Source organism: Enterococcus sp. AZ141, assembly GCF_051714385.1.
Classification (GTDB): Bacteria; Bacillota; Bacilli; order Lactobacillales; family Enterococcaceae; genus Enterococcus_D; species Enterococcus_D entomosocium.
Genome location: NZ_JBIORT010000001.1, coordinates 169,250 through 193,452, shown reverse-complemented (window position 1 = coordinate 193,452; position 24,203 = coordinate 169,250). Strand labels below are relative to the sequence as shown.

The 24,203-nt window shown below is 42.1% G+C and carries 22 protein-coding genes and 2 pseudogenes; 23 read left to right on the top strand and 1 reads right to left on the bottom strand.

Annotated features, from left to right (window positions below):
* From IGI89_RS00985 to cls, 9 genes and pseudogenes are all read left to right on the top strand, one after another.
* Positions 1–1,290, top strand: a complete 1,290-nt coding sequence (locus IGI89_RS00985) for a carbohydrate ABC transporter permease (RefSeq protein WP_142437490.1) — start codon at positions 1–3, stop codon at positions 1,288–1,290.
* A gap of 2 nt (positions 1,291–1,292) precedes the next feature.
* Positions 1,293–2,126: a sugar ABC transporter permease gene (locus IGI89_RS00980; protein WP_005237297.1), complete on the top strand. Its 834-nt coding sequence runs from the start codon at positions 1,293–1,295 to the stop codon at positions 2,124–2,126.
* A 10-nt stretch (positions 2,127–2,136) separates the two neighbouring features.
* Entirely contained in the window at positions 2,137–2,952 is an 816-nt protein-coding gene (locus IGI89_RS00975; protein WP_005237296.1) for a DUF1189 family protein, read from the top strand.
* Positions 2,953–3,199: 247 nt separating this feature from the next.
* Positions 3,200–5,584 (top strand): annotated as a pseudogene (secA, locus tag IGI89_RS00970) (preprotein translocase subunit SecA); the annotation flags it as partial.
* Positions 5,585–5,629: 45 nt separating this feature from the next.
* Positions 5,630–5,704: pseudogene (locus IGI89_RS00965) on the top strand (SEC-C metal-binding domain-containing protein); the annotation flags it as partial.
* A gap of 88 nt (positions 5,705–5,792) precedes the next feature.
* Positions 5,793–6,900, top strand: a protein-coding gene (prfB, locus tag IGI89_RS00960; protein ID WP_101495161.1) for a peptide chain release factor 2 whose coding sequence is annotated in 2 segments (ribosomal slippage) — positions 5,793–5,864 and positions 5,866–6,900 — 1,107 coding nt in all. Because the reading frame shifts where the segments join, the coding sequence is not laid out codon by codon here.
* A gap of 112 nt (positions 6,901–7,012) precedes the next feature.
* Positions 7,013–7,699, top strand: coding sequence for a cell division ATP-binding protein FtsE (gene ftsE, locus IGI89_RS00955; RefSeq protein WP_005237293.1), 687 nt, complete (start codon positions 7,013–7,015; stop codon positions 7,697–7,699).
* The gene (ftsX, locus tag IGI89_RS00950; RefSeq protein ID WP_005237292.1) at positions 7,692–8,576 is read left to right on the top strand and encodes a permease-like cell division protein FtsX; all 885 of its coding nucleotides are present in this window, start codon (positions 7,692–7,694) and stop codon (positions 8,574–8,576) included. The genes ftsE and ftsX overlap by 8 nt, the downstream gene beginning before the upstream one ends.
* Positions 8,577–8,699: 123 nt before the next feature.
* Positions 8,700–10,145 (top strand): cardiolipin synthase, encoded by a 1,446-nt coding sequence (gene cls, locus IGI89_RS00945; RefSeq protein ID WP_005237291.1) that lies wholly within the window; start codon positions 8,700–8,702, stop codon positions 10,143–10,145.
* Between the two features lie 63 nt (positions 10,146–10,208).
* Here the strand turns inward: cls and IGI89_RS00940 are convergent, their stop codons facing one another.
* Positions 10,209–10,328, bottom strand: coding sequence for a DUF4044 domain-containing protein (locus tag IGI89_RS00940; protein ID WP_005237290.1), 120 nt, complete (start codon positions 10,326–10,328; stop codon positions 10,209–10,211).
* Positions 10,329–10,660: 332 nt separating this feature from the next.
* On the opposite strand from IGI89_RS00940, the gene IGI89_RS00935 reads away from it, so the two are divergent.
* The 14 genes from IGI89_RS00935 (at position 10,661) to IGI89_RS00870 (ending at position 24,199) form a co-directional block, all read left to right on the top strand.
* Entirely contained in the window at positions 10,661–11,029 is a 369-nt protein-coding gene (locus IGI89_RS00935) for a DUF3397 domain-containing protein (protein ID WP_005237289.1), read from the top strand.
* A 198-nt stretch (positions 11,030–11,227) separates the two neighbouring features.
* Entirely contained in the window at positions 11,228–11,659 is a 432-nt protein-coding gene (gene mraZ / locus IGI89_RS00930) for a division/cell wall cluster transcriptional repressor MraZ (RefSeq protein WP_005228792.1), read from the top strand.
* A 25-nt stretch (positions 11,660–11,684) separates the two neighbouring features.
* Positions 11,685–12,644: a 16S rRNA (cytosine(1402)-N(4))-methyltransferase RsmH gene (rsmH, locus tag IGI89_RS00925; protein WP_438735146.1), complete on the top strand. Its 960-nt coding sequence runs from the start codon at positions 11,685–11,687 to the stop codon at positions 12,642–12,644.
* Positions 12,645–12,649: 5 nt separating this feature from the next.
* Complete coding sequence (gene ftsL / locus IGI89_RS00920; protein WP_008377334.1) at positions 12,650–13,069, top strand: cell division protein FtsL; 420 nt, start codon at positions 12,650–12,652, stop codon at positions 13,067–13,069.
* On the top strand, positions 13,070–15,265 hold the full coding sequence (locus tag IGI89_RS00915; protein WP_008377336.1) for a penicillin-binding transpeptidase domain-containing protein: 2,196 nt from the start codon (positions 13,070–13,072) through the stop codon (positions 15,263–15,265). It begins immediately after the preceding gene.
* Between the two features lie 15 nt (positions 15,266–15,280).
* Entirely contained in the window at positions 15,281–16,243 is a 963-nt protein-coding gene (mraY, locus tag IGI89_RS00910; protein WP_005237283.1) for a phospho-N-acetylmuramoyl-pentapeptide-transferase, read from the top strand.
* A 12-nt stretch (positions 16,244–16,255) separates the two neighbouring features.
* On the top strand, positions 16,256–17,614 hold the full coding sequence (gene murD, locus IGI89_RS00905; protein ID WP_042890037.1) for a UDP-N-acetylmuramoyl-L-alanine--D-glutamate ligase: 1,359 nt from the start codon (positions 16,256–16,258) through the stop codon (positions 17,612–17,614).
* Between the two features lie 15 nt (positions 17,615–17,629).
* Positions 17,630–18,724, top strand: coding sequence for an undecaprenyldiphospho-muramoylpentapeptide beta-N-acetylglucosaminyltransferase (murG, locus tag IGI89_RS00900; protein ID WP_438735144.1), 1,095 nt, complete (start codon positions 17,630–17,632; stop codon positions 18,722–18,724).
* An 86-nt stretch (positions 18,725–18,810) separates the two neighbouring features.
* On the top strand, positions 18,811–19,803 hold the full coding sequence (locus IGI89_RS00895; RefSeq protein WP_005237280.1) for a cell division protein FtsQ/DivIB: 993 nt from the start codon (positions 18,811–18,813) through the stop codon (positions 19,801–19,803).
* 153 nt (positions 19,804–19,956) lie between these two features.
* The gene (ftsA, locus tag IGI89_RS00890; RefSeq protein WP_438735142.1) at positions 19,957–21,279 is read left to right on the top strand and encodes a cell division protein FtsA; all 1,323 of its coding nucleotides are present in this window, start codon (positions 19,957–19,959) and stop codon (positions 21,277–21,279) included.
* Positions 21,280–21,310: 31 nt separating this feature from the next.
* Positions 21,311–22,555, top strand: coding sequence for a cell division protein FtsZ (gene ftsZ, locus IGI89_RS00885; protein WP_005237278.1), 1,245 nt, complete (start codon positions 21,311–21,313; stop codon positions 22,553–22,555).
* A 12-nt stretch (positions 22,556–22,567) separates the two neighbouring features.
* Positions 22,568–23,239, top strand: coding sequence for a YggS family pyridoxal phosphate-dependent enzyme (locus IGI89_RS00880; protein ID WP_008377340.1), 672 nt, complete (start codon positions 22,568–22,570; stop codon positions 23,237–23,239).
* Positions 23,240–23,255: 16 nt separating this feature from the next.
* Entirely contained in the window at positions 23,256–23,909 is a 654-nt protein-coding gene (locus tag IGI89_RS00875) for a cell division protein SepF (RefSeq protein WP_438735139.1), read from the top strand.
* Between the two features lie 26 nt (positions 23,910–23,935).
* Positions 23,936–24,199 (top strand): YggT family protein, encoded by a 264-nt coding sequence (locus IGI89_RS00870; protein ID WP_005228822.1) that lies wholly within the window; start codon positions 23,936–23,938, stop codon positions 24,197–24,199.
* Positions 24,200–24,203: the final 4 nt, after the last annotated feature.

The following is a 24,203-nucleotide window of genomic DNA, read 5'->3' as shown; positions in this document are numbered from 1 at the left end:
ATGAGGACGAATTCAAAAGCCATGCAGACAGCGCTTCTTTCAATCATCCCTGGGGTGGGACAATTCAAAAATGGTCAGAAATTTAAAGCGGGACTCTTTTTTGCGCTCTTTCTAATTTTTCTAGGCGAAATGCTTTTGTTCGGTGGACAAGCATTATATAACTTTGTCACACTGGGATCAGTACCGATGGAACACAATTCTTTGTTCTTGTTGATCGAAGGAACGCTACAGGTCATCGTTACCGTTATTTTCATTATCTTTTGGGTTTTAAATATCAAAGATGCCTATCAAGTTCGCCAAAGTATTGAAAAAGGGTTCCCGGTGGCAGTTACGAGAAAAGAGTTTTTCAATAAATTGTATGAGGATGGTTTCGCTTATCTATTGACGATCCCAGCCTATCTGGTGATGATCGTAGCAATTATTTTTCCGGTAATGGTGACACTCTTCATGGCGTTTACCAACTATGATTTTCGACATATTCCGCCAGCAAACTTAATCGACTGGATCGGTTTTTCGAATTTTACGAATATCTTCACCTTAAGTTCTTACCGCGACACCTTTGTAAAAGTGTTTAGTTGGACGGTGATTTGGACCGTTTTAGCAACTACTTTGCAAATTACCTTAGGAATACTGACAGCAGTTGTTGCCAATCAAAAATTTGTGAAGTTCCGTCGGGTCTTCGGGGTGATTTTCTTGCTTCCTTGGGCGGTGCCAGCGTTTATCACAATCATGAGTTTTTCAAATATGTTTAATGATACCGCAGGAGCGATCAATACGCAGGTGATCCCGCTATTGAACAATCTGCCCTTTGTGGATATTGGCAATATTGCTTGGAAAACCGACCCGTTTTGGACAAAGACCGCGATTATTTTGATTCAAGGTTGGTTAGGGTTTCCATATATTTATGTTATGGTCTCAGGGATTTTACAATCCATTTCTGAAGATTTGTATGAAGCAGCCAAAATGGATGGAGCAAATGCGATTCAGCGTTTTCGCAATATTACGTTACCGGCGATCTTTTTGGTGGCAGCACCAACCTTCGTTACGCAATATACAGGGAACTTTAATAACTTCTCCATGATCTATCTCTTTAACGAAGGTGGTCCAGGGAGTTTAGGTGGAAATGCCGGTTCGACGGATATTTTGATTTCATGGATCTACAAATTGACGACGGGCGGCTCGCCACAATACTCGATTGCTTCTGCATTGACCTTGATCATTTCCTTTGTGGTGATTTCCATTTCATTACTGGTGTTTAAAAAGACGAATGCATTTAATATGGAGGATTGAGGATGAAAAAGAAAAAGTTTTCTTTCAGCAAATTATTTACCTACTTGTTTATGATCGCTTTATCGATCGTTATCATCTATCCCTTGTTGATTACCGCAACCTCAGCCTTCAAGGCAGGGAATATGATCGCCTTTCGCTTGGATTTTGATGCGGATTGGACATTGAACAACTTTCGACGATTGTTCAATGAAACCCCCTATTTGACATGGTATAAAAACACCTTGATCGTGGCTGTTTCCACGATGGTGATCCAAGTAATGATCGTAACACTGGCAGGGTATACTTACAGTCGTTATCGCTTTGCCGGTCGTAAGAGCAGTTTGATGGTGTTCTTGATCGTTCAGATGGTGCCAACAATGTCGGCGTTGACCGCTTTTTATGTCATGGGCTTATTAGCAAACGGCCTAGATAGTTTCTGGTTCTTGACACTGATCTATATCGGTGGTGGGATTCCCATGAATACTTGGCTGATGAAAGGGTACTTTGATACGGTACCGATCGACTTGGATGAATCAGCAAAACTTGACGGTGCAGGGCATTTTCGCATCTTTTGGCAAATCGTTTTGCCCCTCGTAAAACCAATGGTTGCCGTCCAAGCATTGTGGGCCTTTATGGGGCCATTCGGCGAATTCTTGCTGGCGCGGTTCTTGCTTCGCTCACAAGAGCGTTTGACCGTCGCAGTCGGTCTGCAGACTTTTATCAACGATGCCCGTAACCAACGGGTAGCACTCTTTGCGGCTGGGGCGATTTTGATCGCCGTACCGATTGCTGCACTGTTTTTCTTCTTACAAAAATACTTTGTTTCAGGTTTGACCTCGGGCGGAACAAAAGGATAGGAATGATAGGATGTCTGAACAACGATTTCCCTTAACATACTTTGGGGCCATATTTTCTCCAACAAAAGTCTATGCATGGCGTAAAAAATTAAATCGCTGGCAGCAAGTGTTTGTCTATATTTTCTTGATGTCCTTGCTGATGATCCCGCTGACCTTGATGATCAGCAAGCAAACGGATCAAGCCTTTGTAGCATTTTTTCCCCATGCAAAAACACTCATGACTGCTGAGACAGCAGCCGAATACAGTGAACTGCAGCTGGAAGATGGCAAACTTTTAACGGATGAGTCACAAGTCTTTTCGCAAACAGAAGCGGGCATTATAGGTGTTGCGCTTTCAGAAGCGGACCTTGAGGAAGCAAAATATGCCATTAATTTTCGTGAGACAGACTGGACCATCAAAGAGGAAATCGATGGACAAACCTATCATTATGAGATGCGTTACACGGCGGAAATGATGCCTGATCAAGTGCATGATGCGGCTTCGTTTCAGAAAGTGATCGAAGACGGCTTTTATCGCAACAACGAGACGGCGATTTTCTTCAGCCAGACGATCACGGTGGCATTTTTATTGGTGGCAATGAATAGTATCCTCGTCATGGGCGCAGCGTTTTTCCTCTGGCTGACGAAAAAGTCGCGACTGTCGACGATCAGCAGTTTCAAAGAAAGTACCAACGTGATTTTAAATGCACTGGGGGCAGGCTCTCTGGTGGCGATGTTGGCAGGATTTATTGGCGCGGACATCATCTTGATGATTGGGATCCAATCTTTAGGCATGCTGCTGATGCTCTTCTTAGCTTTCTTAAAAACCCGTTTTAAAACGGCCTAATTTGCAAATATTCGCAACAAGTCATTTGGACGTGCGCTGGACTTTGGGCACCGATCGATGGCTTGTTGCGTATTTTTTCCCTTCGTTTCTTTAAAATCTGTGAAAAAAGGTTAAGAATCCGTTTATCACGCAAGATTGATGCGATAGTTCTATCGAAAAATATTTCATTTATGGTGAACTAGTGCTAAAATAGTTAGGAGAGTTTCCAGCTAGGATAATGTAGAAGTAAAAGGAGAATTATTAAGGTATGGCCAATTTTTTTAGAAAATTAATCGAAAACGACAAAAAAGAATTAAAACGTCTTGACCATATTGCGAATCAAGTTGAATCACATGCGGATGAAATGGCCGCTTTATCTGATGAACAATTACGCGGGAAAACCGATGAATTTCGTCGTCGTTTCCAAGAGGGAGAGACTTTGGATAAATTATTACCTGAAGCTTTTGCAGTAGTACGTGAAGCTGCAAAACGCGTTTTGGGTCTTTATCCTTACCACGTCCAATTAATGGGTGGGATCGTCTTGCATGATGGGAATATTCCAGAGATGCGTACCGGTGAAGGGAAAACCTTGACGGCGACATTACCTGTTTATTTGAATGCCTTGAGTGGTCAAGGCGTCCATGTCGTAACCGTCAATGAATACTTGGCAACTCGTGACTCGACTGAGATGGGAGAGCTGTACAACTTTTTAGGATTGACAGTCGGTTTGAACATCAACTCAAAATCAGCAGAAGAAAAACGTGCGGCGTATGCTTGTGACATCACTTATAGTACAAACAATGAATTAGGGTTTGACTATTTGCGGGACAACATGGTGGTTTATCGTCATCAAATGGTACAACGCCCATTAAACTATGCCATTGTCGATGAAGTCGATTCGATCTTGATCGATGAAGCGAGAACGCCATTGATCATTTCAGGACAAGCAGAAAAATCGACCGCGCTATACAATCGGGTCGACAATTTCGTCAAACGCTTGACGGAAGAAGAAGACTACAAAATCGATATTCAATCAAAAACGATCGGCTTGACAGAACGCGGGATCGAAAAAGCGGAGGAGACCTTCGGCTTAGAAAACTTGTATGATATCGAAAACACTGCATTGACCCATCACTTGGACCAAGCGTTGCGGGCGAATTACATCATGATTCGTGACATTGATTACGTGGTGCAAGATGGCAAAGTAATGATCGTTGACCAATTTACAGGTCGGATCATGGATGGCCGCCGCTATTCTGACGGGCTGCATCAAGCGATCGAAGCAAAAGAAAGTGTCGAGATCGAAGATGAAACCAAAACGATGGCGACGATCACATTCCAGAACTACTTCCGGATGTACAAAAAATTGTCTGGGATGACCGGTACTGCGAAAACGGAAGAAGAAGAGTTTAGAGAAATCTATAACATGCAGGTCATTCAGATTCCTACGAACAAACCGATCTTACGGGATGATCGTGCGGACTTGCTTTATCCAACACTTACCAGCAAATTCCAAGCAGTCGTTCAAGACATCAAAGAACGCCACCGCAAAGGGCAACCAGTCCTTGTAGGGACGGTCGCTGTTGAGACTTCTGAATTACTATCATCAATGCTTGATCGGGAGAAAGTTCCTCATGAAGTATTGAATGCCAAGAATCACTTTAAAGAAGCGGAAATCATTTTGAATGCTGGGCAAAAAGGTGCTGTAACGATCGCGACCAATATGGCTGGTCGGGGAACGGATATCAAGTTGGGTCTTGGTGTTGCAGAACTAGGCGGATTGGCAGTTATTGGTACCGAGCGTCACGAATCACGACGGATCGACAACCAGTTGCGGGGACGTGCGGGACGTCAAGGAGATCCAGGGATGTCGCAATTTTACCTGTCGCTAGAAGATGATTTAATGAAACGTTTTGGTTCTGAACGAATCAAAGTGTTCTTAGATCGGATGAAAATCGATGAAGGCGATGCCGTGATCCAAAGCAAGATGCTTTCAAAACAAGTAGAATCTGCCCAAAGACGAGTGGAAGGGAATAACTACGATACCCGGAAAAACGTCTTGCAATACGATGACGTAATGCGAGAACAGCGGGAAGTTATTTACGGACAACGTCAAGAAGTAATCATGGAAGAAACGGATCTTTCACCACAATTAATGAATATGGTGAAACGTTCCATCAGCCGTGTCGTTGACAGTCATACGCAATTAGAAGAAAGCAATTGGAATTATGAAGGAATCGTTGATTTTGCTGCCAATGCACTTGTTCATGAAGATACCATCAGTATTGAAGACATCAAGGGCAAATCAGCTCAAGAGATTAAAGATTATCTAAACCAACGGGCAGAAGAAGTCTTTGAACAAAAGAAAACACAACTTAATAGTCCAGAACAATTACTGGAATTTGAAAAAGTAGTGATTTTACGAGTCGTTGATACGAAGTGGACCGACCACATCGATGCCATGGATCAATTGCGCCAATCGGTTGGGTTACGGGCTTATGGACAAAACAATCCGTTAGTTGAATACCAAACAGAAGGATTCAATATGTTTGAAAACATGGTTGGAGCCATCGAGTATGAAGTAACTCGTCTGTTTATGAAGGCAGAAATCCGCCAAAACGTTCAACGGGAACAAGTAGCCCAAGGAGAAGCACAAGGGGTAGAAGAAGCACCGGCTGCCCAAGCGCCAAGTTTCAAAAACGTGGGCCGCAATGATCCTTGTCCTTGCGGAAGCGGGAAAAAATTCAAGAATTGCCACGGGAAAAATATGTAACAAGTTTTGAAAAAGGTGAGAGTAGGCTGGCAGACGTTTTTGTCCAGTCTACTTTCGTTTGTAAGAAAAAAAGAAAGAAGGAATTTTAATGGAAATCGCAGATATTCGGAATCAATTGACCCAGATGAATGAAAAAATAATCAGTTTTAGGGGGTCTCTTTGACTTAGATCAGTTAGAAGAGGACATTGCGGAAGCGGAACACCAAATGGCAGATCCTACCTTTTGGGATGATTCAGAAAAAGCTCAACAAGTCATTAACGCCAACAATGCCAACAAAGAGACTTACGATCAATTCAATCAGCTAGCAGAAGAATTGGAAGAACTCGAAGTGATGTTGGAAATGATTCAAGAAGAAGCCGATCCGGAAATGGAAGCAGAACTTGATGCGCGAATCGGTAAGTTAAATGAGAAAATGGCTTCTTATGAATTGTCGATGTTGTTAGATGAACCCTATGATCGAAACAATGCCATCATCGAGCTGCACCCGGGAGCAGGCGGTACCGAGTCGCAAGACTGGGGCAGCATGCTGTTACGGATGTATACTCGTTTTTGTGAACAACATGGGTATCAGGTGGAAACTTTGGACTATCAAGCCGGTGATGAAGCGGGGATCAAAAGTGTCACATTACTTGTGAAAGGCCACAACGCCTATGGCTATTTGAAGTCGGAAAAAGGCGTGCATCGCTTGGTCCGTATTTCACCTTTTGATTCTGCTAAGAGACGGCATACGTCATTTTGCTCGGTGGATGTGATGCCAGAATTAGATGGGGCGATCGATGTGGAGATCAACTCAGATGATTTGAAGATTGATACGTACCGCGCAAGCGGCGCTGGTGGACAGCACATCAACAAAACCGAATCTGCTGTGCGGATCACTCACATTCCAACAGGTACAGTGGTCGCTAGCCAAGCCCAGCGTTCACAGCTGAAAAACCGTGAGCAAGCGATGGGGATGTTGAAAGCTAAGCTGTATCAATTAGAAGTCGAAAAGAAAGAACAAGAAGCAGCAGCCTTGCGAGGCGAGCAATTAGAGATCGGCTGGGGCTCGCAAATTCGTTCTTATGTCTTCCATCCCTATTCAATGGTCAAAGATCACCGAACGAATTTCGAAACTGGGAATGTACAGGCAGTCATGGATGGCGATTTGGACGGCTTTATCGATGCCTATTTGAAGCTGAAACTGAATCAAAAATAACCTAGTATGTCTTAAACAGATTGAAACACAATTGTAATCTGTTGCAAGCAAGGTGAAATATATTCATGCTATAATAAGCCAGAATGAAAATTTGAGATGGAGAGATAGCTGTATGATAGAAATGAAAGATATAATGAAAAAGTACTCTAATGGTACGACTGCTATCCGTAACCTTTCGATTTCAATTGATCAAGGGGAGTTTGTCTATGTCGTTGGACCATCCGGCGCCGGAAAATCAACCTTTATCAAATTGATGTATCGAGAAGAAAGAGCAACAAAAGGCGTTTTGAATGTCGCAGGATATGATTTGGTCGGCATGAAAAACCGTGAGATCCCTTTGATGCGCCGGGAAATCGGCGTGGTCTTCCAAGACTACAAACTTTTACCGCGGAAAACGGTCTTTGAAAATGTTGCTTATGCAATGCAAGTTATCGGACGTAAACCCCGTGATATCAAAAAACGGGTGATGGAAGTTTTGGATTTGGTCGGACTGAAACATAAAGTTCGGGTCTTTCCAAGTGAGCTTTCCGGTGGGGAACAACAACGGGTGTCGATCGCTCGTGCCATCGTAAATACACCGAAGGTATTGATTGCGGATGAACCAACCGGAAATCTAGATCCTGAAAACTCATGGGAAATCATGAAATTGCTTGATCGAATCAATGCACAAGGAACAACGGTCGTTATGGCGACCCATAATAGTACGATCGTAAATACGATTCGTCATCGCGTGATCGCGATTGAGAATGGCCGCATTATTCGCGACCAAGCGGAAGGAGAATATGGTTACGATGATTAGAACATTTTTCCGTCATCTCCTGGAGAGTATTAAAAGTTTAAAGCGTAACGGCTGGATGACTATCGCGTCATTGAGTGCCGTGACGATCACATTAACATTAGTCGGTATTTTTCTAGGTGTAATCTTAAATGCAACAAAACTAGCCGAAGACATTCGTGAGAATGTGGACGTGTCGGTTTTCGTTGATATTGGTACAGAACAAGAAGACATGGATGCTTTAGAACAGGCCTTAAATGATCTGCCGAACGTTTCAGAAGTGACATTTTCTAGTCGAGACGAAGAATTGCAGAAGATCCAGGATGCCATGGGGGATTCATGGAACTTGTTCGAAGGCGACAGTAATCCACTGTATAACGTATTTGTTGTAAGTGCAACAGATCCAGAGTATACGACAGAGATCGCAGAACAAGCTGGGGATTTGCCGAATGTCTTTAAAGCCGATTACGGTGGAGATTCTTCTGACCGAATCTTTGAATTGTCTGCGGCTGTGCGGACTTGGGGCTTAGCTGCTGCTGTCTTACTGATTTTTGTGGCAATGTTCCTGATCTCTAATACGATTCGGATCACGATTTTGTCCCGTCAAAGAGAAATTCAAATCATGCGTCTGGTTGGGGCGAAAAACGGCTACATTCGTTGGCCATTCTTCCTTGAAGGCGGCTGGATCGGACTCTTGGGATCAATCGTCCCAATTGCGTTGATGTACTTCGGGTATCATCAAGTTTATGCAATGGTCAATCCATCCTTGCTACGTTCAAATTACAGCTTAATTGCACCAAATATGTTTCTAATACAAGTGTGCGGTGTGATGGCACTGATTGGTATCGTGATTGGTTCGCTTGGTTCCGTCTTATCAATGCGCCGATTCTTAAAATTCTAAACGTATGTTTTATTAAAGTCGATCGTCAGATCGGCTTTTTTTGTTTCATCACAGTGTTTCTTTACTTTAGGTACTATTTTTTGATATGCTTTAGTAGCGGGAAATCGGGGAAGAGGTGGAAAAATGGTTGTAATGGATAATTTGGTAACCATTTTATTTATAGTTAATATTTTATTATCAATCATTATCATTTTCAGAGAGAGACGTCAGACTGCTCAGACATGGGCCTGGCTTTTGGTCTTGATGTTCATCCCAATCGTTGGTTTTGTGCTTTACTTTTTCTTTGGTAGAGGAATTTCCAAGGAAAAGATTTTCGATATGCGCTCACAAGCAAAGATTGGTCTAAACGTTGAATTAGAAGAACAAAAACAAGCACTCGCGCGTCATTTGTTTCCGCATCCGCCGACTGCTCAAGTAGAAGTCCAGCAGTTAGTCTATCTGTTGACGGTCTTTGGTCAATCCCTCTATACGACAGCCAATAGCATGACACTTTATACCGATGGGCGGCAGAAATTTGATGCCTTGATCGCGGATATCGAACAGGCAAAAAATCACATTCATATGGAATATTATATTTATCGCAGTGATGCATTGGGAAATGAGGTCAAAGAAGCATTGGTACGAGCCGCAAAGCGAGGCGTAAAAGTAAGAGTCTTATTAGATGCTTGGGGCAGTACCCAAGTATCATTGAAGTTTTTTGATGAATTGCGTCTGCATGGCGGGCAAATTGCTTTTTTCTTTCCTTTGTTCGTTCCTTATGTCAATCCGCGAATCAATTATCGGAATCATCGCAAAATCGTGGTGATTGATGGTGAGATTGGCTATACAGGCGGTTTTAATGTGGGAGATGAGTATCTAGGGCAAGTGGAAAAATTTGGCTATTGGCGAGACAATCACTTGCGAATTGCCGGCTCAGCAGTCTATTCGCTGCAAAATCGGTTTCTCATGGATTGGAATTCACAACACGCCTTGGAGATCAAATATGATCCTTCTTTGTTTCCTGAAATCAAACAAGCGGGGACAGTCGCAGCCCAAGTCATCACTAGTGGCCCTGATACGGAACATGAAGAAATTAAAATGACGTATTTGAAAATGATCAATTTAGCCAAAAAAGAAATCCTAATTCAAACGCCGTACTATATTCCGGATGAAGCCATTCATAACGCCTTAAAGTTAGCACTGCTCTCTGGGGTGAAAGTTCATATACAAATTCCGAACAAACCAGATCATCCCTTGGTTTACTGGGCGACCTATTCCTTTGCGGCTGAGCTGCTTCATTTTGGCGCAATCATTGAAACCTATGAGAAAGGGTTTATGCATGCGAAAACGATGATTATAGATAGTGGACTTGTATCGATTGGCTCAGCAAATATCGATGTTCGATCCTTTCGTCTGGATTTTGAAGTCAATACGATTATCTATGATGCGCAACTTGCGACTCAAACAAAAGAAGCGTTTCTGGCGGATTCGATCGATTCCAAACCATTAACGATCGAAGCATATCAACAAAGAAAATTGACGATCAAGATCAAGGAAGGCCTGGCACGTCTTGTGTCACCGTTACTTTAAAAAAAATGCCCTTTTCCAAAAGATGGAAGCCATCATTTTGGAAAAGGGCATTTTTTAATAGGATTAACCCATAATACTTGTGTACGCTGCTAAGAAAATCGAGCCGACAGTGAGAATAAGCATGGTCCAGATCACGACTTGCGTGATTTTTGCAAAGGTACTTTTTGGTTTTTTCTCGTTCATTCTAATCCACCTTTTAGAGTTATTCTAGTGACAGTTTACCCTCAATTTCTCAAGAACTCAAGTTGATCCAAGGAGAAATTAAGAAAATTTCAATTTCACCATAAAAAAATTCGTTAGAATGGCAAGATAGGCTTGTTGAAGCTACTCCCTTCTGTTTTAATAGGTAAAGAAATACATTCTTTAAAACTTTCAAAAGTTAGTTGTTGAAATAAGAGCCTCCTTAAAAAATTTCATGGCTGTCTTATTCCGGCTTAAATTTTTAAAAGAACTGAAACATGGATGTAAAGAAAATAAAGTATAGTGACACTAGTTGTTAGAAAGGATTTTGCTGTATGTCTGGATTTAATCCAATCGTTTTGTTTTGGTATATTTTTCCTGTGCTCGTTTATTTTGCTTGTCGTTTTATCGTTTCTGCACTTTCGTTGAATGATCGTTTCCATGTGAAGGCACCGGATTTAGCGGTACCATTTTTAATGGTGGGGATTCATCAATTATCAAAATATACTTTTGATCAAGCAATCACATTGTATTATTTGATCTCCATTTTTTTATTAGGCATTCTACTGGCCGTCTTTCAGGCGTACTACTATGAAGAGATCCAATATGGTCGCTATTTTAAGATGTATTGGCGCAGTATTTTTCTATTTACGATCATTTTTCATGTCGTTTTGATCATTCTAAATATCGTAAGTTACTTATAGTGTTTTGCCCCTTGATTAACGTCCATTTTTTTACTTAAAGTTTTTTTAAAGACTTTAAGGAGTCTGATTTCCTCTTTTTGTTCATTTGGTAAAGAAAAGTCAAACAACTTCCCTTTCAAATTTCATATAATTTGTGGTAGAAAGTGGGGGATTGTGGTAGACTGTGAATATCAGGTGGAGATCGGGGGTTATTTATCGATGTTTATGGGTGAATTTCAACATTCGATAGATGCAAAAGGCCGACTAATCGTCCCTTCAAAACTACGAGAAAAACTCGGAGAAAAATTTGTTGTGACACGTGGATTAGATGGCTGTTTATTTGGCTACCCCTTATCTGAATGGGAAAAACTTGAAGAAAAACTAAACGAAATGCCTTTAGCGAAAAAGGATGCTCGGACATTTGTCCGCTTCTTTTATTCTGCTGCAACAGAGTGCGAGATCGATAAACAAGGACGAATCAATATCCCTGTTACATTGAGAAATCATGCAGACCTTACTAAAAGCTGCGTGATCATCGGGGTTTCAAATCGAATCGAGATTTGGGATGAAACGCGTTGGCAAGCATTCTCTGAAGAAGCAGAAGAAAACTTTGATGAAATTGCTGAAACAATGATCGACTTTGGCTTATAGGCTTGATAGGAAGAGGAAAAAACACATGGCAGATTTTCAACACTACACCGTTATGCTACAGGAGACCGTTGATGGATTATCAATTCGTCCAGAAGGCGTCTATGTCGATTGTACATTAGGTGGAGCTGGTCATAGTGAATATTTATTGTCACAACTGTCTGAAGAAGGACATCTCTTTGCTTTTGATCAAGACCAAACCGCCATCGACCATGCAAAAGAACGTTTAGCATCTTATGTTGCTAAAGGGATGGTCACGTTTATTAAAAGTAATTTCCGCTATTTAAAGGAAGCATTGAATCAACACGGCGTAAGCCGAGTCGATGGTATTTTGTATGATTTAGGTGTTTCCTCACCCCAATTAGATGAAGCCGAACGTGGCTTTAGCTACCACCAAGATGCACCGCTGGATATGCGGATGGATCAAACTGCAGCATTGACTGCCTATGAAGTGGTCAATCAATTCGACTACCATCAATTAGTCAAAATCTTCTTCCGTTATGGAGAAGAAAAATTCTCAAAACAAATCGCTCGGGGAATCGAGCGGGTGAGACAAGATCATCCCATCGAAACAACGGGGGAATTGGTCGATATCATCAAAACAGCCATTCCAGCTCCAGCAAGAAGAAAGGGCGGTCACCCAGCAAAACGGGTTTTCCAAGCCATTCGAATTGCAGTCAATGATGAGCTAGGTGTAATTGAAGAATCACTTGAACAAGCCATTCATCTTTTAGCAGTCAACGGACGTGTCAGTGTGATCACGTTCCACTCATTAGAAGATCGCATTGTGAAATCGATGTTCAAGGAATACAGTACACCAAAGGATATGCCACCAGGTCTGCCGATGATACCAGAAGAATTTCAACCAACATTAAAACTTATAACAAGAAAACCACTGCTTCCTACTGAGGAAGAAGTAGCTGAAAATAATCGTTCTCGTAGTGCGAAACTACGAATCGCGGAAAAAATCAAGGAAAGCGAAGGGTAACAACTATGGCAGAACTAAAAGTTCATGACTATGAATTCAGAGAACCTCTTGAATCACAACCTTTGGATCACTCTGAACCGACAACTGAAAAACTGCCTACTGATCCCCAGCGTCCTGAGGTCATCCGTGTACCAGCATCTCCGGCTCGTCGGTTAAAAAGTATTTCTACTCTAGAAAAACTGATTGCTGCCTTTGTGATTATCGCTGTATTGACGTTGGCAATCTTGACCATCAATATTCGGACCAATATCAGCCAAGTTGAGCATGATATTTCCTTGATCCAATCGGATATCACTGAGAAAACAACACAAGCAGAACAGTTGGAACAAGAGAAAAATGAACTTTCTAAAACCGAGCGCATCCAAAAGATTGCTGAGGATAATGGATTGTCGATCGATGATGGCAATTTAAGGAAAGTGGACTAAATGAAGTTAACAGATAAATTCAAGCAATACTTAAAAAAGAACAATCAAACTACAACGAACAATCGCAAAAAAGTAGGTATTATTCTCTTTGCTACGAGTATTGGATTGTTCTTTTTGTTTGTCACGCGTTTGAGCTATATCGTCATTGTCGGGGATGTCGCGGGAACTTCATTAGCAGAAAAGACCAAAAATCTTTATGAAGGCAGCGAAGTGATCAAAGCGAAACGTGGAACAATCTATGACCGTAATGGGATTCCGATCGCCGAAGATGTGACCTCGTATTCCATTTATGCTGTTTTGAATCAGAATTACAAAGATGGCAACAAAAATCTCTTTGCAGAAAAGGCAAACTTCAATAAGTTGGCCAAAATTTTGTCAGATGTATTGTCCATTGATCAAGAAACAGCAGTCAATACGTTAGAGGATGGCCTTGAGCAACAATTGTGGCGGGTCTCTTTTGGGAGCAAGGGAAATAATATTACATTAGAACAAAAAAATGCGATCGAAGATGCAATGGAAAAAGAAGATATTGCCGGCTTCCATTTTGATAGCCATCCAGCTCGCCTTTATCCGAATGGGGTCTTTTCTTCTCACTTTATCGGGTATGCTGTTGCCAATGATGACGATACTGGTCTAGTCGGCAAAACTGGGTTGGAAGCTGCTTACAATGATGTATTATCGGGAACTGATGGTGAGATCGTTTATCAAAAAGATAACAATCAAAACCCGCTGCCCGGAACAGTAGCAGAGACCGTCGCAGCCGTTGACGGGAAAGACGTTTACACCACCATCGATAGTCGAATCCAAAGCTATTTGGAAACGCTGATGGACAGCGTCTTTAAAGAAAACAAACCAGAAAACTTAACAGCGAACTTAATGGATGCCAAAACCGGCGAAATCATAGCGATGGCGCAACGACCAACCTACAATCCAGAAAATTTGGATTCGATCAATGATTGGCAAAATCTGTTAGTTGAAGACAACTATGAGCCAGGATCAACCATGAAGATTTTGACGACAGCAGCTGCCATCGATCAAGGCATCTTCAATGAGAACGAAACCTTTACCCCAAGTCCTGATGGATTAAAACTTTACGATGCAACCATCAATGACTGGGACTTTGGTCAAAAAGGAACACTGACGATGCGCCAAGCTCTTTCATGGTCCAGTAATATCGGAATGGTGACCTTGGAGCAGCGGATGGCTGATCGTTGGCAACAATACTTAAAAGAATTTGGCTTTGGTCGTAGCACCTATTCAGGATTGCCTAACGAAAATACTGGAATCACCCCAGAAGATAATCCTGTCAGCCAAGCGATGACTTCCTTTGGTCAAGCGATTGGTGTGACGAATTTCCAAATGATGCAGGCTTTCACATCGGTCGCAAATAATGGAACGATGCTGAAACCACAATTTATTAGTAAAATCGTTGATGGCAATACTGGAGAAGAAACGGTCACGCAACCAGAAGAGGTCGGCCATCCGATCACAAAAGAGGCTGCAACAGAGGTCCGTGAATATATGCGTGATGTTGTCGAGAGTGAAAATTATGGAAGTGCCTATGGCGTTTATGAATTACCTGGCTACAACATTTCTGCAAAAACGGGAACGGCCCAAGTAGCCGATCCAACAACCGGTAAGTATTTGTCTGGTGGCACCAATTATCTATATTCCGTTGTTTTGATGTTTCCTTCAGAAGAACCAGAATACATTTTGTATTTGACGATTAAATTACCAGAGAAGCACGAAAGCACCGTGTTGGGTGAAATTGCCAATCCATTGATGAAACGGGTCATGGATCTGAAAAACTCTGCATTAGAAGAAAGCACAACATCTGGTAGCGAAACAACTGTGGGGGATTATCGCAATCTCGATACAGAATCGGCTGCAACGGATGTTCAAAAAGCTGGATTGATCCCGGTAGTCATCGGGGATGGTGAAAAAGTCATTGCCCAATCGGTTGACAGTGGGACTTCGATCATGCCTGGCGGACGGGTACTGCTCGTTACCGACAGCGATAAGTACTATATGCCGGATACGACTTCTTGGTCAAAAGCAGACTTAATCAAATTTGGTAGTCTGCTGAATGTAGACGTCAGTTTTGAAGGAAACGGCTATTGTACCAAACAAAGCGTGGAACCATACACCGAATTATCAGGACAATCGATCAAGTTTACACTAAGTGAAAACGAATAAATAGGAGAGAACAATATGGAATGGACAGAGATGATATTACCTTTGGCAAGTGGCTTTGCGATCGTAACAGCCACAATGCCTTTGTTTATCGGCTATTTTCAAATGAAGAAATACGGACAGGAAATACGTGGTGACGGCCCCAAATGGCACAATGTAAAGGCCGGTACACCAACGATGGGTGGGTTTGTATTTTTGATTTCTGCAATGATCACTGCCATCTGGGTAGGAGCATGGCAAAATCAATTGACTGCTTCATTGTTCATTCTTTTGTTCATTACCTTGGTTTATGGTGCATTAGGATTTCTTGATGACTTCATCAAGATTTTCCGCAAACGAAATATGGGGCTGAACTCGTTGCAAAAGCTGATTGGACAGATTTTAGGCGGACTCGTCTTTTACTTTGTTTTCCGATCCGAAGGCAATGCGGATGTACTGAATTTCTTTGGGATAGACGTGTCGCTATCGATTTTTTATGGCTTGTTCGTCATTTTTTGGCTTGTTGGTTTTTCAAATGCAGTCAACTTGACGGACGGTATCGATGGGCTAGTCGCAGGACTGGGCACGATTTCTTTTTCAACTTACGCACTGATTGCTTGGCGACAAGATCAAATCGATGTGTTAATCGTTTGTCTTGCGATCATCGGCGGATTGATCGGCTTCTTTCCCTACAATCGCAAACCGGCAAAAATCTTTATGGGGGATGTCGGCTCACTGGCTTTAGGCGGTCTGCTGGCAGCTATCTCGATTCTTTTACACCAAGAATGGACCCTATTGCTTGTCGGACTGGTCTATGTTTGTGAAACAGCAAGCGTGATGCTGCAAGTTGCCTCATTCAAATTAACAGGCAAACGAATCTTCAAGATGTCACCCATCCATCATCATTTTGAAATGAGCGGATGGTCTGAGTGGAAGATCGACACTGTGTTTTGGTGTATCGCGTTAGGTTGCTCGTTGCTCACAATAGCCCTTGTATGGTAGGAGATGAAGAAAATGAAAAAAATTACAACATATCAAAATAAAAAAGTTCTTGTGCTAGGATTAGCGCGTAGTGGATTCAGTGCGGCCAAATTGTTACATGATTTGGGCGCACTTGTGACCGTTAATGACGGAAAGCCATTTGCTGAAAATCCAGAAGCACAAGATCTTTTGGCTTTAGGGGTCAAAGTGATCACTGGCAGCCACCCGATTGAATTATTGGATGAAGGATTTTCGCTAGTCGTTAAAAATCCAGGGATCCCCTATTCACAACCTCTTGTTCAAAAAGCTTTAGAGAAAAAAATTCCTGTGATCACGGAAGTGGAACTAGCGTATCAAATCTCTGAAGCGCCGATTATCGGTATTACTGGTACGAATGGAAAAACCACCACAACGACTATGATCGCCAATGTCTTGAATGCTGGAATGGAAAAAGGACAGGCATTGCTTTCTGGAAATATCGGGTTTCCTGCAAGTTCCGTTGCTCAAACAGCTAAGCCTGAAGATCGCTTGGTGATGGAGCTTTCAAGTTTCCAATTGATGGGAATCGATACCTTACGGCCGAAAATCGCTGTCATCACGAATATATATGAAGCCCATATCGATTACCATGGTAGTCGCCCGGAATATGTCTTAGCAAAATGGCGCTTGCAACAACGAATGACCGCTGACGATTATTTAGTGATCAACTGGAACCAACCGGAACTAGAAGCACTGTCGGCCAAATCAAAGGCGAAAATCATTCCTTTTTCCACCAAGGAAAAAGTAGCAGGAGCATATATGCTTGATGGGATGCTCTACTATAAAGAAGAAGCAATTATGGCAGCGGAGGAACTTGGCGTACCAGGGGCACACAATATTGAAAATGCCTTAGCGGCGATCGCTGTTGGAAAACTTTGCAATATGCCAAACGAAGCAATCAAACAAGCGTTGCAAACCTTCACTGGGGTACCTCATCGGACCCAGTATGTCACCACCATCAATCAGGTGAAATTTTTCAATGATTCCAAAGCAACCAACATCTTAGCAACAGAAATGGCCTTAGGCGGTTTTGACAATGAGAAATTGGTCTTATTGGCAGGCGGCTTGGACCGTGGCAACAGTTTTGATGAGTTGGTTCCAGCACTAAAAGGACTCAAAGCTATCGTAGTGTTTGGAGAAACAAAAGAAAAATTAGCCGCAGCCGCTCAAGCAGCTGGCGTAAAAACGATTGAAATGACAGACAATGTTGAAACAGCCGTCCCAGTTGCCTTTTCTTTAAGTGCTGCTGGAGATACGATTCTATTGTCACCGGCGAATGCAAGTTGGGATCAATACCCTAATTTTGAAGTTCGCGGCGACAAATTTATGGCGGCAGTAGCAGAACTTAAATAGAAATGAGTGAAGGACATGAAAATACTTGTGACTGGCGGCGGTACTGGCGGCCACATCTATCCAGCGTTGTCTTTTGTCGATTACGTAAAAGAGATTGACCCGACAGCCGAATTTTTATACATTGGTGCAACAAGGGGCTTAGAGAATAAAATCGTCCCTCTAACAGGTATTCCTTTTAAAACGTTAGAGATCCAAGGCTTTAAGCGTAAGCTGTCTTTTGATAACGTAAAAACGATCCAGCTTTTCATGAAAAGCTATTATGCAGCAAAGAAAATCATCAAGGAGTTTCAACCGGATGTGGTGATTGGCACCGGCGGCTATGTTTCTGGCGCCGTGGTCTTTGCTGCAGCGAAGTTGAAAATACCTACCATTATTCATGAACAAAATAGTGTTCCTGGAATCACCAATAAGTTTCTAACCAAGTATGTGGATAAAATCGCCATTGCTTTTCACGATGCTTCTCAATACTTTCCAGCGAAGAAAACGGTGCTTGTGGGCAATCCCAGGGGTCAAGAAGTACGGAATAGTCAAAAGTCGACGATTTTGTCTTCTTACGATTTAAATCCGGCGAAAAAAACGGTTTTGGTTTTTGGTGGGAGTCAAGGAGCTCTGAAAATCAACCAAGCGATCATTGATGCGCTGCCGCTTTTTGCTCAAAAAGAGTATCAGTTACTTTATGCATCTGGCGAAAGGTATTACAAAGAGATCGAAGAAAAAATCGGGATGTCAAAAGATGCTTTCCCTAATATCAGTATTCGTCCCTATATCGATCAAATGGCAGAAGTGATGGCAAATAGTGATTTGTTGATTGGACGAGCAGGTGCCACATCGATTGCCGAATTTACGGCATTAGGGATTCCAGCAATTCTGATTCCTAGCCCTTATGTGACTAATGACCACCAAACAAAGAACGCCCAAAGTTTAGCTAATGCAGGAGCAGTCAAAATGATTGCCGATCATGAACTAAACAGCCAAAACCTCGTGGAAGCAGTAGATAGTATCATGCAAGATGAAGCCCTTCGTAGTAAGATGGCCAAAGCATCAAAAGAACAAGGGATCAGCGATGCCTCGGAACGATTATTTCGACTTGTGCAAGAGGTAATCAAATAGTACAATGTGTGGGATAGAAAGGAGCGATTATCATTAGTAAAGACAAAACACCTCATGATGATCAAACCCCCTCGTCAACGGAAGAGTTGACCCCTTGGCAAAAAGAAAATCTAAAATATTTGCAAGAAAAAGGCAATCAGCCAGCTTGGTCTTCACCCGCTTCTGAAGAAACAGAAGACATGAAAGAAGCGCATGAAGATGAAGAGGAGTTGGCAGAAGAAGCACTTTTTGAAGCAGAACAAGCGATAGAAGAAACCGACGCTGGGAAAGAAGAGTTGCCTGAGCCAGAAAAAAAGGCTCGCTCCTTTGCTGATCGGCTACCTAATCTAAAGGCGTACCGCAATCAAGTATTGATTCGCCGTTTAGCGCTGATTATCGGTTTACTGATGATTCCTTTGCTGATTGTTTTGTATTTTGTTTCGCCGCTTAGTCGTTTGGCTAATGTGGTGGTCAAAGGCAATCAAGAAGTATCCGCAGAAGCGATTCTCAAAAATTCTGACCTAGCCGTCAATGAAGAGATGTGGCCGCAATTTTTTGAACGGAATCAGAGTGTAGCAGCAATCAAAAAAGAATTGCCGCGCATAAAAAATGCTTCTATTTCTTTATCTGGTATTAATCGTTTTGATATCACTGTCACTGAATTCCAGGAAGTGGCTTTATTAGCCAAAGATGGCGGCTATGCACCAGTTTTGGAAAATGGCGCTGTTTTGGATGATATCAGTGAGCAGCCAGAGGAAGGATTGCCGGTTTTAGAAAATTTTTCGGCTGAAGACAAAATCAAGGCGACACTCAGTGCCTATCAAGAATTAAGTTCAGAAATTCGAGATGGCATTTCTCAAATCAAATACACCCCCCGTGACAGCAATGATGAACTGTTAACTCTCTTTATGAATGATGGCAATCAAGTGATTGTCAATATCTCAAATATGGTGAGTCAAATGCAGTATTATCCGCAAATTGCCAAAGATTTGACCGAGGACAGTATTGTGGATATGGAAGTTGGGATCTTTACTTACCCAATTTCAAATACACAAGAAGACGATGCAGACGAAAATCAAACAGCTGATAGTGATTCTTAGGAAAAATTCAAGAGTTTTTTTCATTAACTTGTTTCTAAAAAGCGCCATTATATGGTAGAATTGGTAACAGTGAACAAATTATTCGAATGAACTCTAAAAACGGACTGTGATGGTTCGCTATATATCCAATTTAAGTAGGAGGGAACCCCATCCATGGCAAAAACGGGAATGTATGTTGGCCTTGATATCGGTACGTCATCTGTAAAAGTTGTAGTAGCCGAATACGTTGACAGCCAAATGAATATCATTGGTGTAGGAAATGCAAAATCAGAAGGAATCAACCGTGGCATCATTGTAGATATCGATAAAACGGTACAAGCCATTCAAAGAGCAGTAAGACAAGCAGAAGAAAAAGCAGGAATTCAAATTCGCAGTGTAAGTGTTGGTGTACCAGCCAATCTTCTTGAAGTGGAAAATTGTCAAGGGATGATCGCTGTCAACAGTGAATCAAAAGAGATCACCGACGAAGACGTCCGCAATGTTGCTTCCGCAGCACTTGTACGTTCAACCCCTCCTGAAAGACAGATCATTGCTATCTTACCGCAAGAATTTACAGTGGATGGTTTTGAAGGGATCAAAGATCCTCGTGGCATGATCGGTGTTCGCCTAGAGATGTTTGGTGTGGTTTATACAGGACCAAAAACCATCATTCACAACATTCGTAAATGTGTGGAAAAATCTGGTCTGATCGTTAATGAAGTAGTCATTACGCCATTAGCACTGACAGAATCGATTTTATCTGATGGTGAAAAAGATTTTGGTACGATCGTTATCGACATCGGCGGCGGCCAAACGACGACATCAGCGATGCACGACAAGCAATTGAAATTTACCCATGTGAACCAAGAGGGTGGCGAATTTGTCACAAAAGACATTTCGACAGTTTTAAATACCTCCTTCAACAATGCAGAAGCATTAAAAATCAATTATGGGGATGCGTATCCTGAACGGACGTCCGCTAGTGAAGAATTTCCAGTGGATGTGATTGGGAAATCAGAACCTGTGAAGATCGATGAACGCTATTTGTCAGAAATCATCGAAGCACGTATGGAACAGATTTTTACCAAATCAAAAGAAGTCTTAGATGAAATTGATGGACTTGATTTGCCAGGTGGCGTGATTTTGACTGGTGGTGCTGCAAGCCTGCCGGGTGTCGTAGATTTGGCTCAAGAAGTATTCGAAACAAACGTTAAGCTTTACGTTCCTAATCATATGGGACTTAGAAATCCTGTATTCACCAATGTAATCAGTATCGTTGACTATTCAGCAAACTTAAGCGAAGTCTATCAGCTTGCCAAAAGTGCGATCACTGGTGAAAAAACAGTCGCGCAACAGCCCGTTGCCATTCAACAACAAGAAGTGCATTACGAACAATATGAAGCTCCAGAAGAAACTTATGAAGAAACAGAAGAAGAGAAAAAAGGTGAGTCGATCACAAACCGAGTAAAAGATTTCTTCTCAAATATCTTTGAATAATCTAAAACGATTCTCAGGAGGAAGATAAACTATGGAATTTTCAATTGATAATAACATCAATGACGGCGCTGTGATCAAAGTCATCGGAGTCGGCGGTGGTGGCGGCAACGCAGTCAATCGTATGATCGAAGAAAATGTCAAAGGCGTAGAATTTATTGCAGCCAACACTGACGTTCAAGCATTAAAAAATTCAAAAGCAGAAACAGTCATTCAATTAGGCCCTAAATATACCCGTGGTCTTGGTGCTGGTTCACAACCAGAAGTTGGTCAAAAAGCAGCAGAAGAAAGTGAAGATTCTATTCGTGAATCATTAGAAGGCGCAGATATGATTTTCATTACCGCTGGTATGGGTGGCGGAACCGGGACCGGTGCTGCACCGATCGTAGCTAAAATTGCCAAAGAAATCGGGGCATTGACAGTCGGCGTCGTTACTCGTCCGTTTACATTTGAAGGACCAAAACGCGGCCGTTTTGCTGCTGAAGGAATCGCTAAATTAAAAGAGAATGTCGATACCTTATTGATCATCTCAAACAACCGTTTGTTAGAAGTTGTTGACAAGAAAACGCCAATGCTTGAAGCATTCCGTGAAGCAGACAATGTCTTGCGTCAAGGGGTTCAAGGGATCTCAGACTTGATCACTGCACCTGGCTATGTCAACTTAGACTTCGCTGATGTGAAAACAGTGATGGAAAATCAAGGCACCGCTTTGATGGGAATCGGTGTTGCTAGCGGCGAAGAACGCGTGATCGAAGCAACGAAAAAAGCAATCTCTTCACCATTGCTAGAAACATCGATCGATGGTGCTGAACAAGTGCTATTGAACATCACTGGCGGATTGGACATGACTTTATTTGAAGCACAAGATGCTTCTGATATCGTCGCTCATGCGGCAACAGGTGATGTAAATATTATTTTAGGTACATCAATCAATGAAGACTTAGGCGATGAAATCCGTGTGACTGTCATTGCAACTGGCATTGACCCTTCTAAAAAAGAACGTGGGTCTCGCTCTAGCAGACAAAGTCAAAGCCAAATTCATTCTATCCCACAAAAACCAACCTTAGATATGGACCAAGCGCGTCCTGCACAAGCAGAAGAAAGCAATGGTTTTGGTGATTGGGATATCCGTAAAGAACAAAATGTACGACCTAAAGTAGAAGAAAACACATTTGAAAATGTAGAAAAGAAAGAATTCGACACCTTCAGCCGTGATGAAGTACGCTCGAATGATGACGACGAATTAAGCACACCACCATTTTTCCGTCGTAAACGCTAGGGGGCAGAGCACATGATTTCTGAGAACTTGCACAAGATCCAGCAAGAGATACAGGACTCCTGTGCTCTTGTTTCTAGAAATGCCAGTGAGGTCTGTTTGACAGCTGTGACAAAATCCGTCGATACAGAAACGACAAGAGAACTTCTAGAAAATGGTGTGCGTGATTGTGCAGAAAATCGAGTAGAAAAGCTACTTGAAAAAAAGGCAGCATTAACTGATTACCCAGATGTCCGTTGGCATTTTATTGGTAATTTACAGCGCAGAAAGGTAAAATCAGTTATAAATGAGATTGATTTTTTCCATGCGTTGGATTCAATCAAACTGGCACAAGAAATTCAAAAACGAGCAGAGCATCCGATCAACTGCTTTGTGGAAGTGAATGTTTCGCAGGAAGCAACGAAACAAGGGATTTTCGTAGAAGAGGTGGTGGCTTTTATTGAAGCACTCGCTTCGTTCGACAAAATTCGTGTTGTTGGATTGATGACGATGGCCCCGCTCACTGCTTCCAAAGACGAGCAGCATCAGATTTTCAAAGAATTAAAAAGGATTCAACAACAGATCGCTGACCTGCATCTTACACATGCCCCTTGCTTAGAAACGAGTATGGGAATGAGTAATGACTTTCCCATTGCGATTCAAGAAGGCGCAACATTTATTCGTGTAGGAACAGCATTATTTCAATAAAAAAGGAGGTTGACCGATGTCGCTCAAAGAGAAACTGACCAATTTTTTTGGATTGACTGACGAAGAAGATTTTTATGAAGAAACATTTGCCACTGAAGAACCTGCACGCACGGCAGCGAAACCAGCTGTGAACCAAGGAGGAGCTTTTACCGCCCCTAGAACAACAGCGAGTACGCGTGCTTCTAGCCAAGCGGCTTCTTATACAACAAGTCAACCACAAAATCAAGCCTATCAATACAGACAGCAGCCTCAAACTGCTGCCTATCAACAATCCTCAGCGGCGGCTGAACGAGTAAGATCGGTGCCTAAGACGGAAGAAAAAGTCGTTCCAATGGCGCAACAAAGAACTAATACGAGAGTCAAAGACACAAAAGCTAAAGAAACTTCTCCACAAATGGCTGGAAAAATAACGATCGTAGAACCACGCGTTTATTCAGAAGCTATGGGGATTGCGAAGCAAGTCATCAATGGAGATGCTGTACTTGTTAATTTTCATTTAATTGAAGAGTACCAAGCTCGTCGAATAGTTGATTTTTTAACAGGAACAGTGTACGCTGAAGATGGTGATATCAAGCGTGTTGGCGATGAAATTTTTCTTTGCACGCCTAAGGGTATGGAAATTGAAGGCACTGCCCAAACATTAGCAGATACCAATTTTTTTGATATCTAAAGTGAGGAGGAACGCCAATTTTATTCTTGAGATTCGTTAAATTACTGAGTGATGCTGTTTATCTGTATACCATTTTATTAGTGATCTATGCACTTTTGTCTTGGTTTCCAGGAGGGTATCAGTCCGCTTTTGGCCGTTTCTTAGCAAAAGTGTGTGAACCGTATTTGAGTTTATTTGATCGATTGAAATTAAGTTTTGCTGGTATCGATTTTACGATTGCATTTGCAATTATTGTCTTACAGCTAGCATCACAAGCATTGATATTGATCCTACAATCAATTTTATTTTAACGTA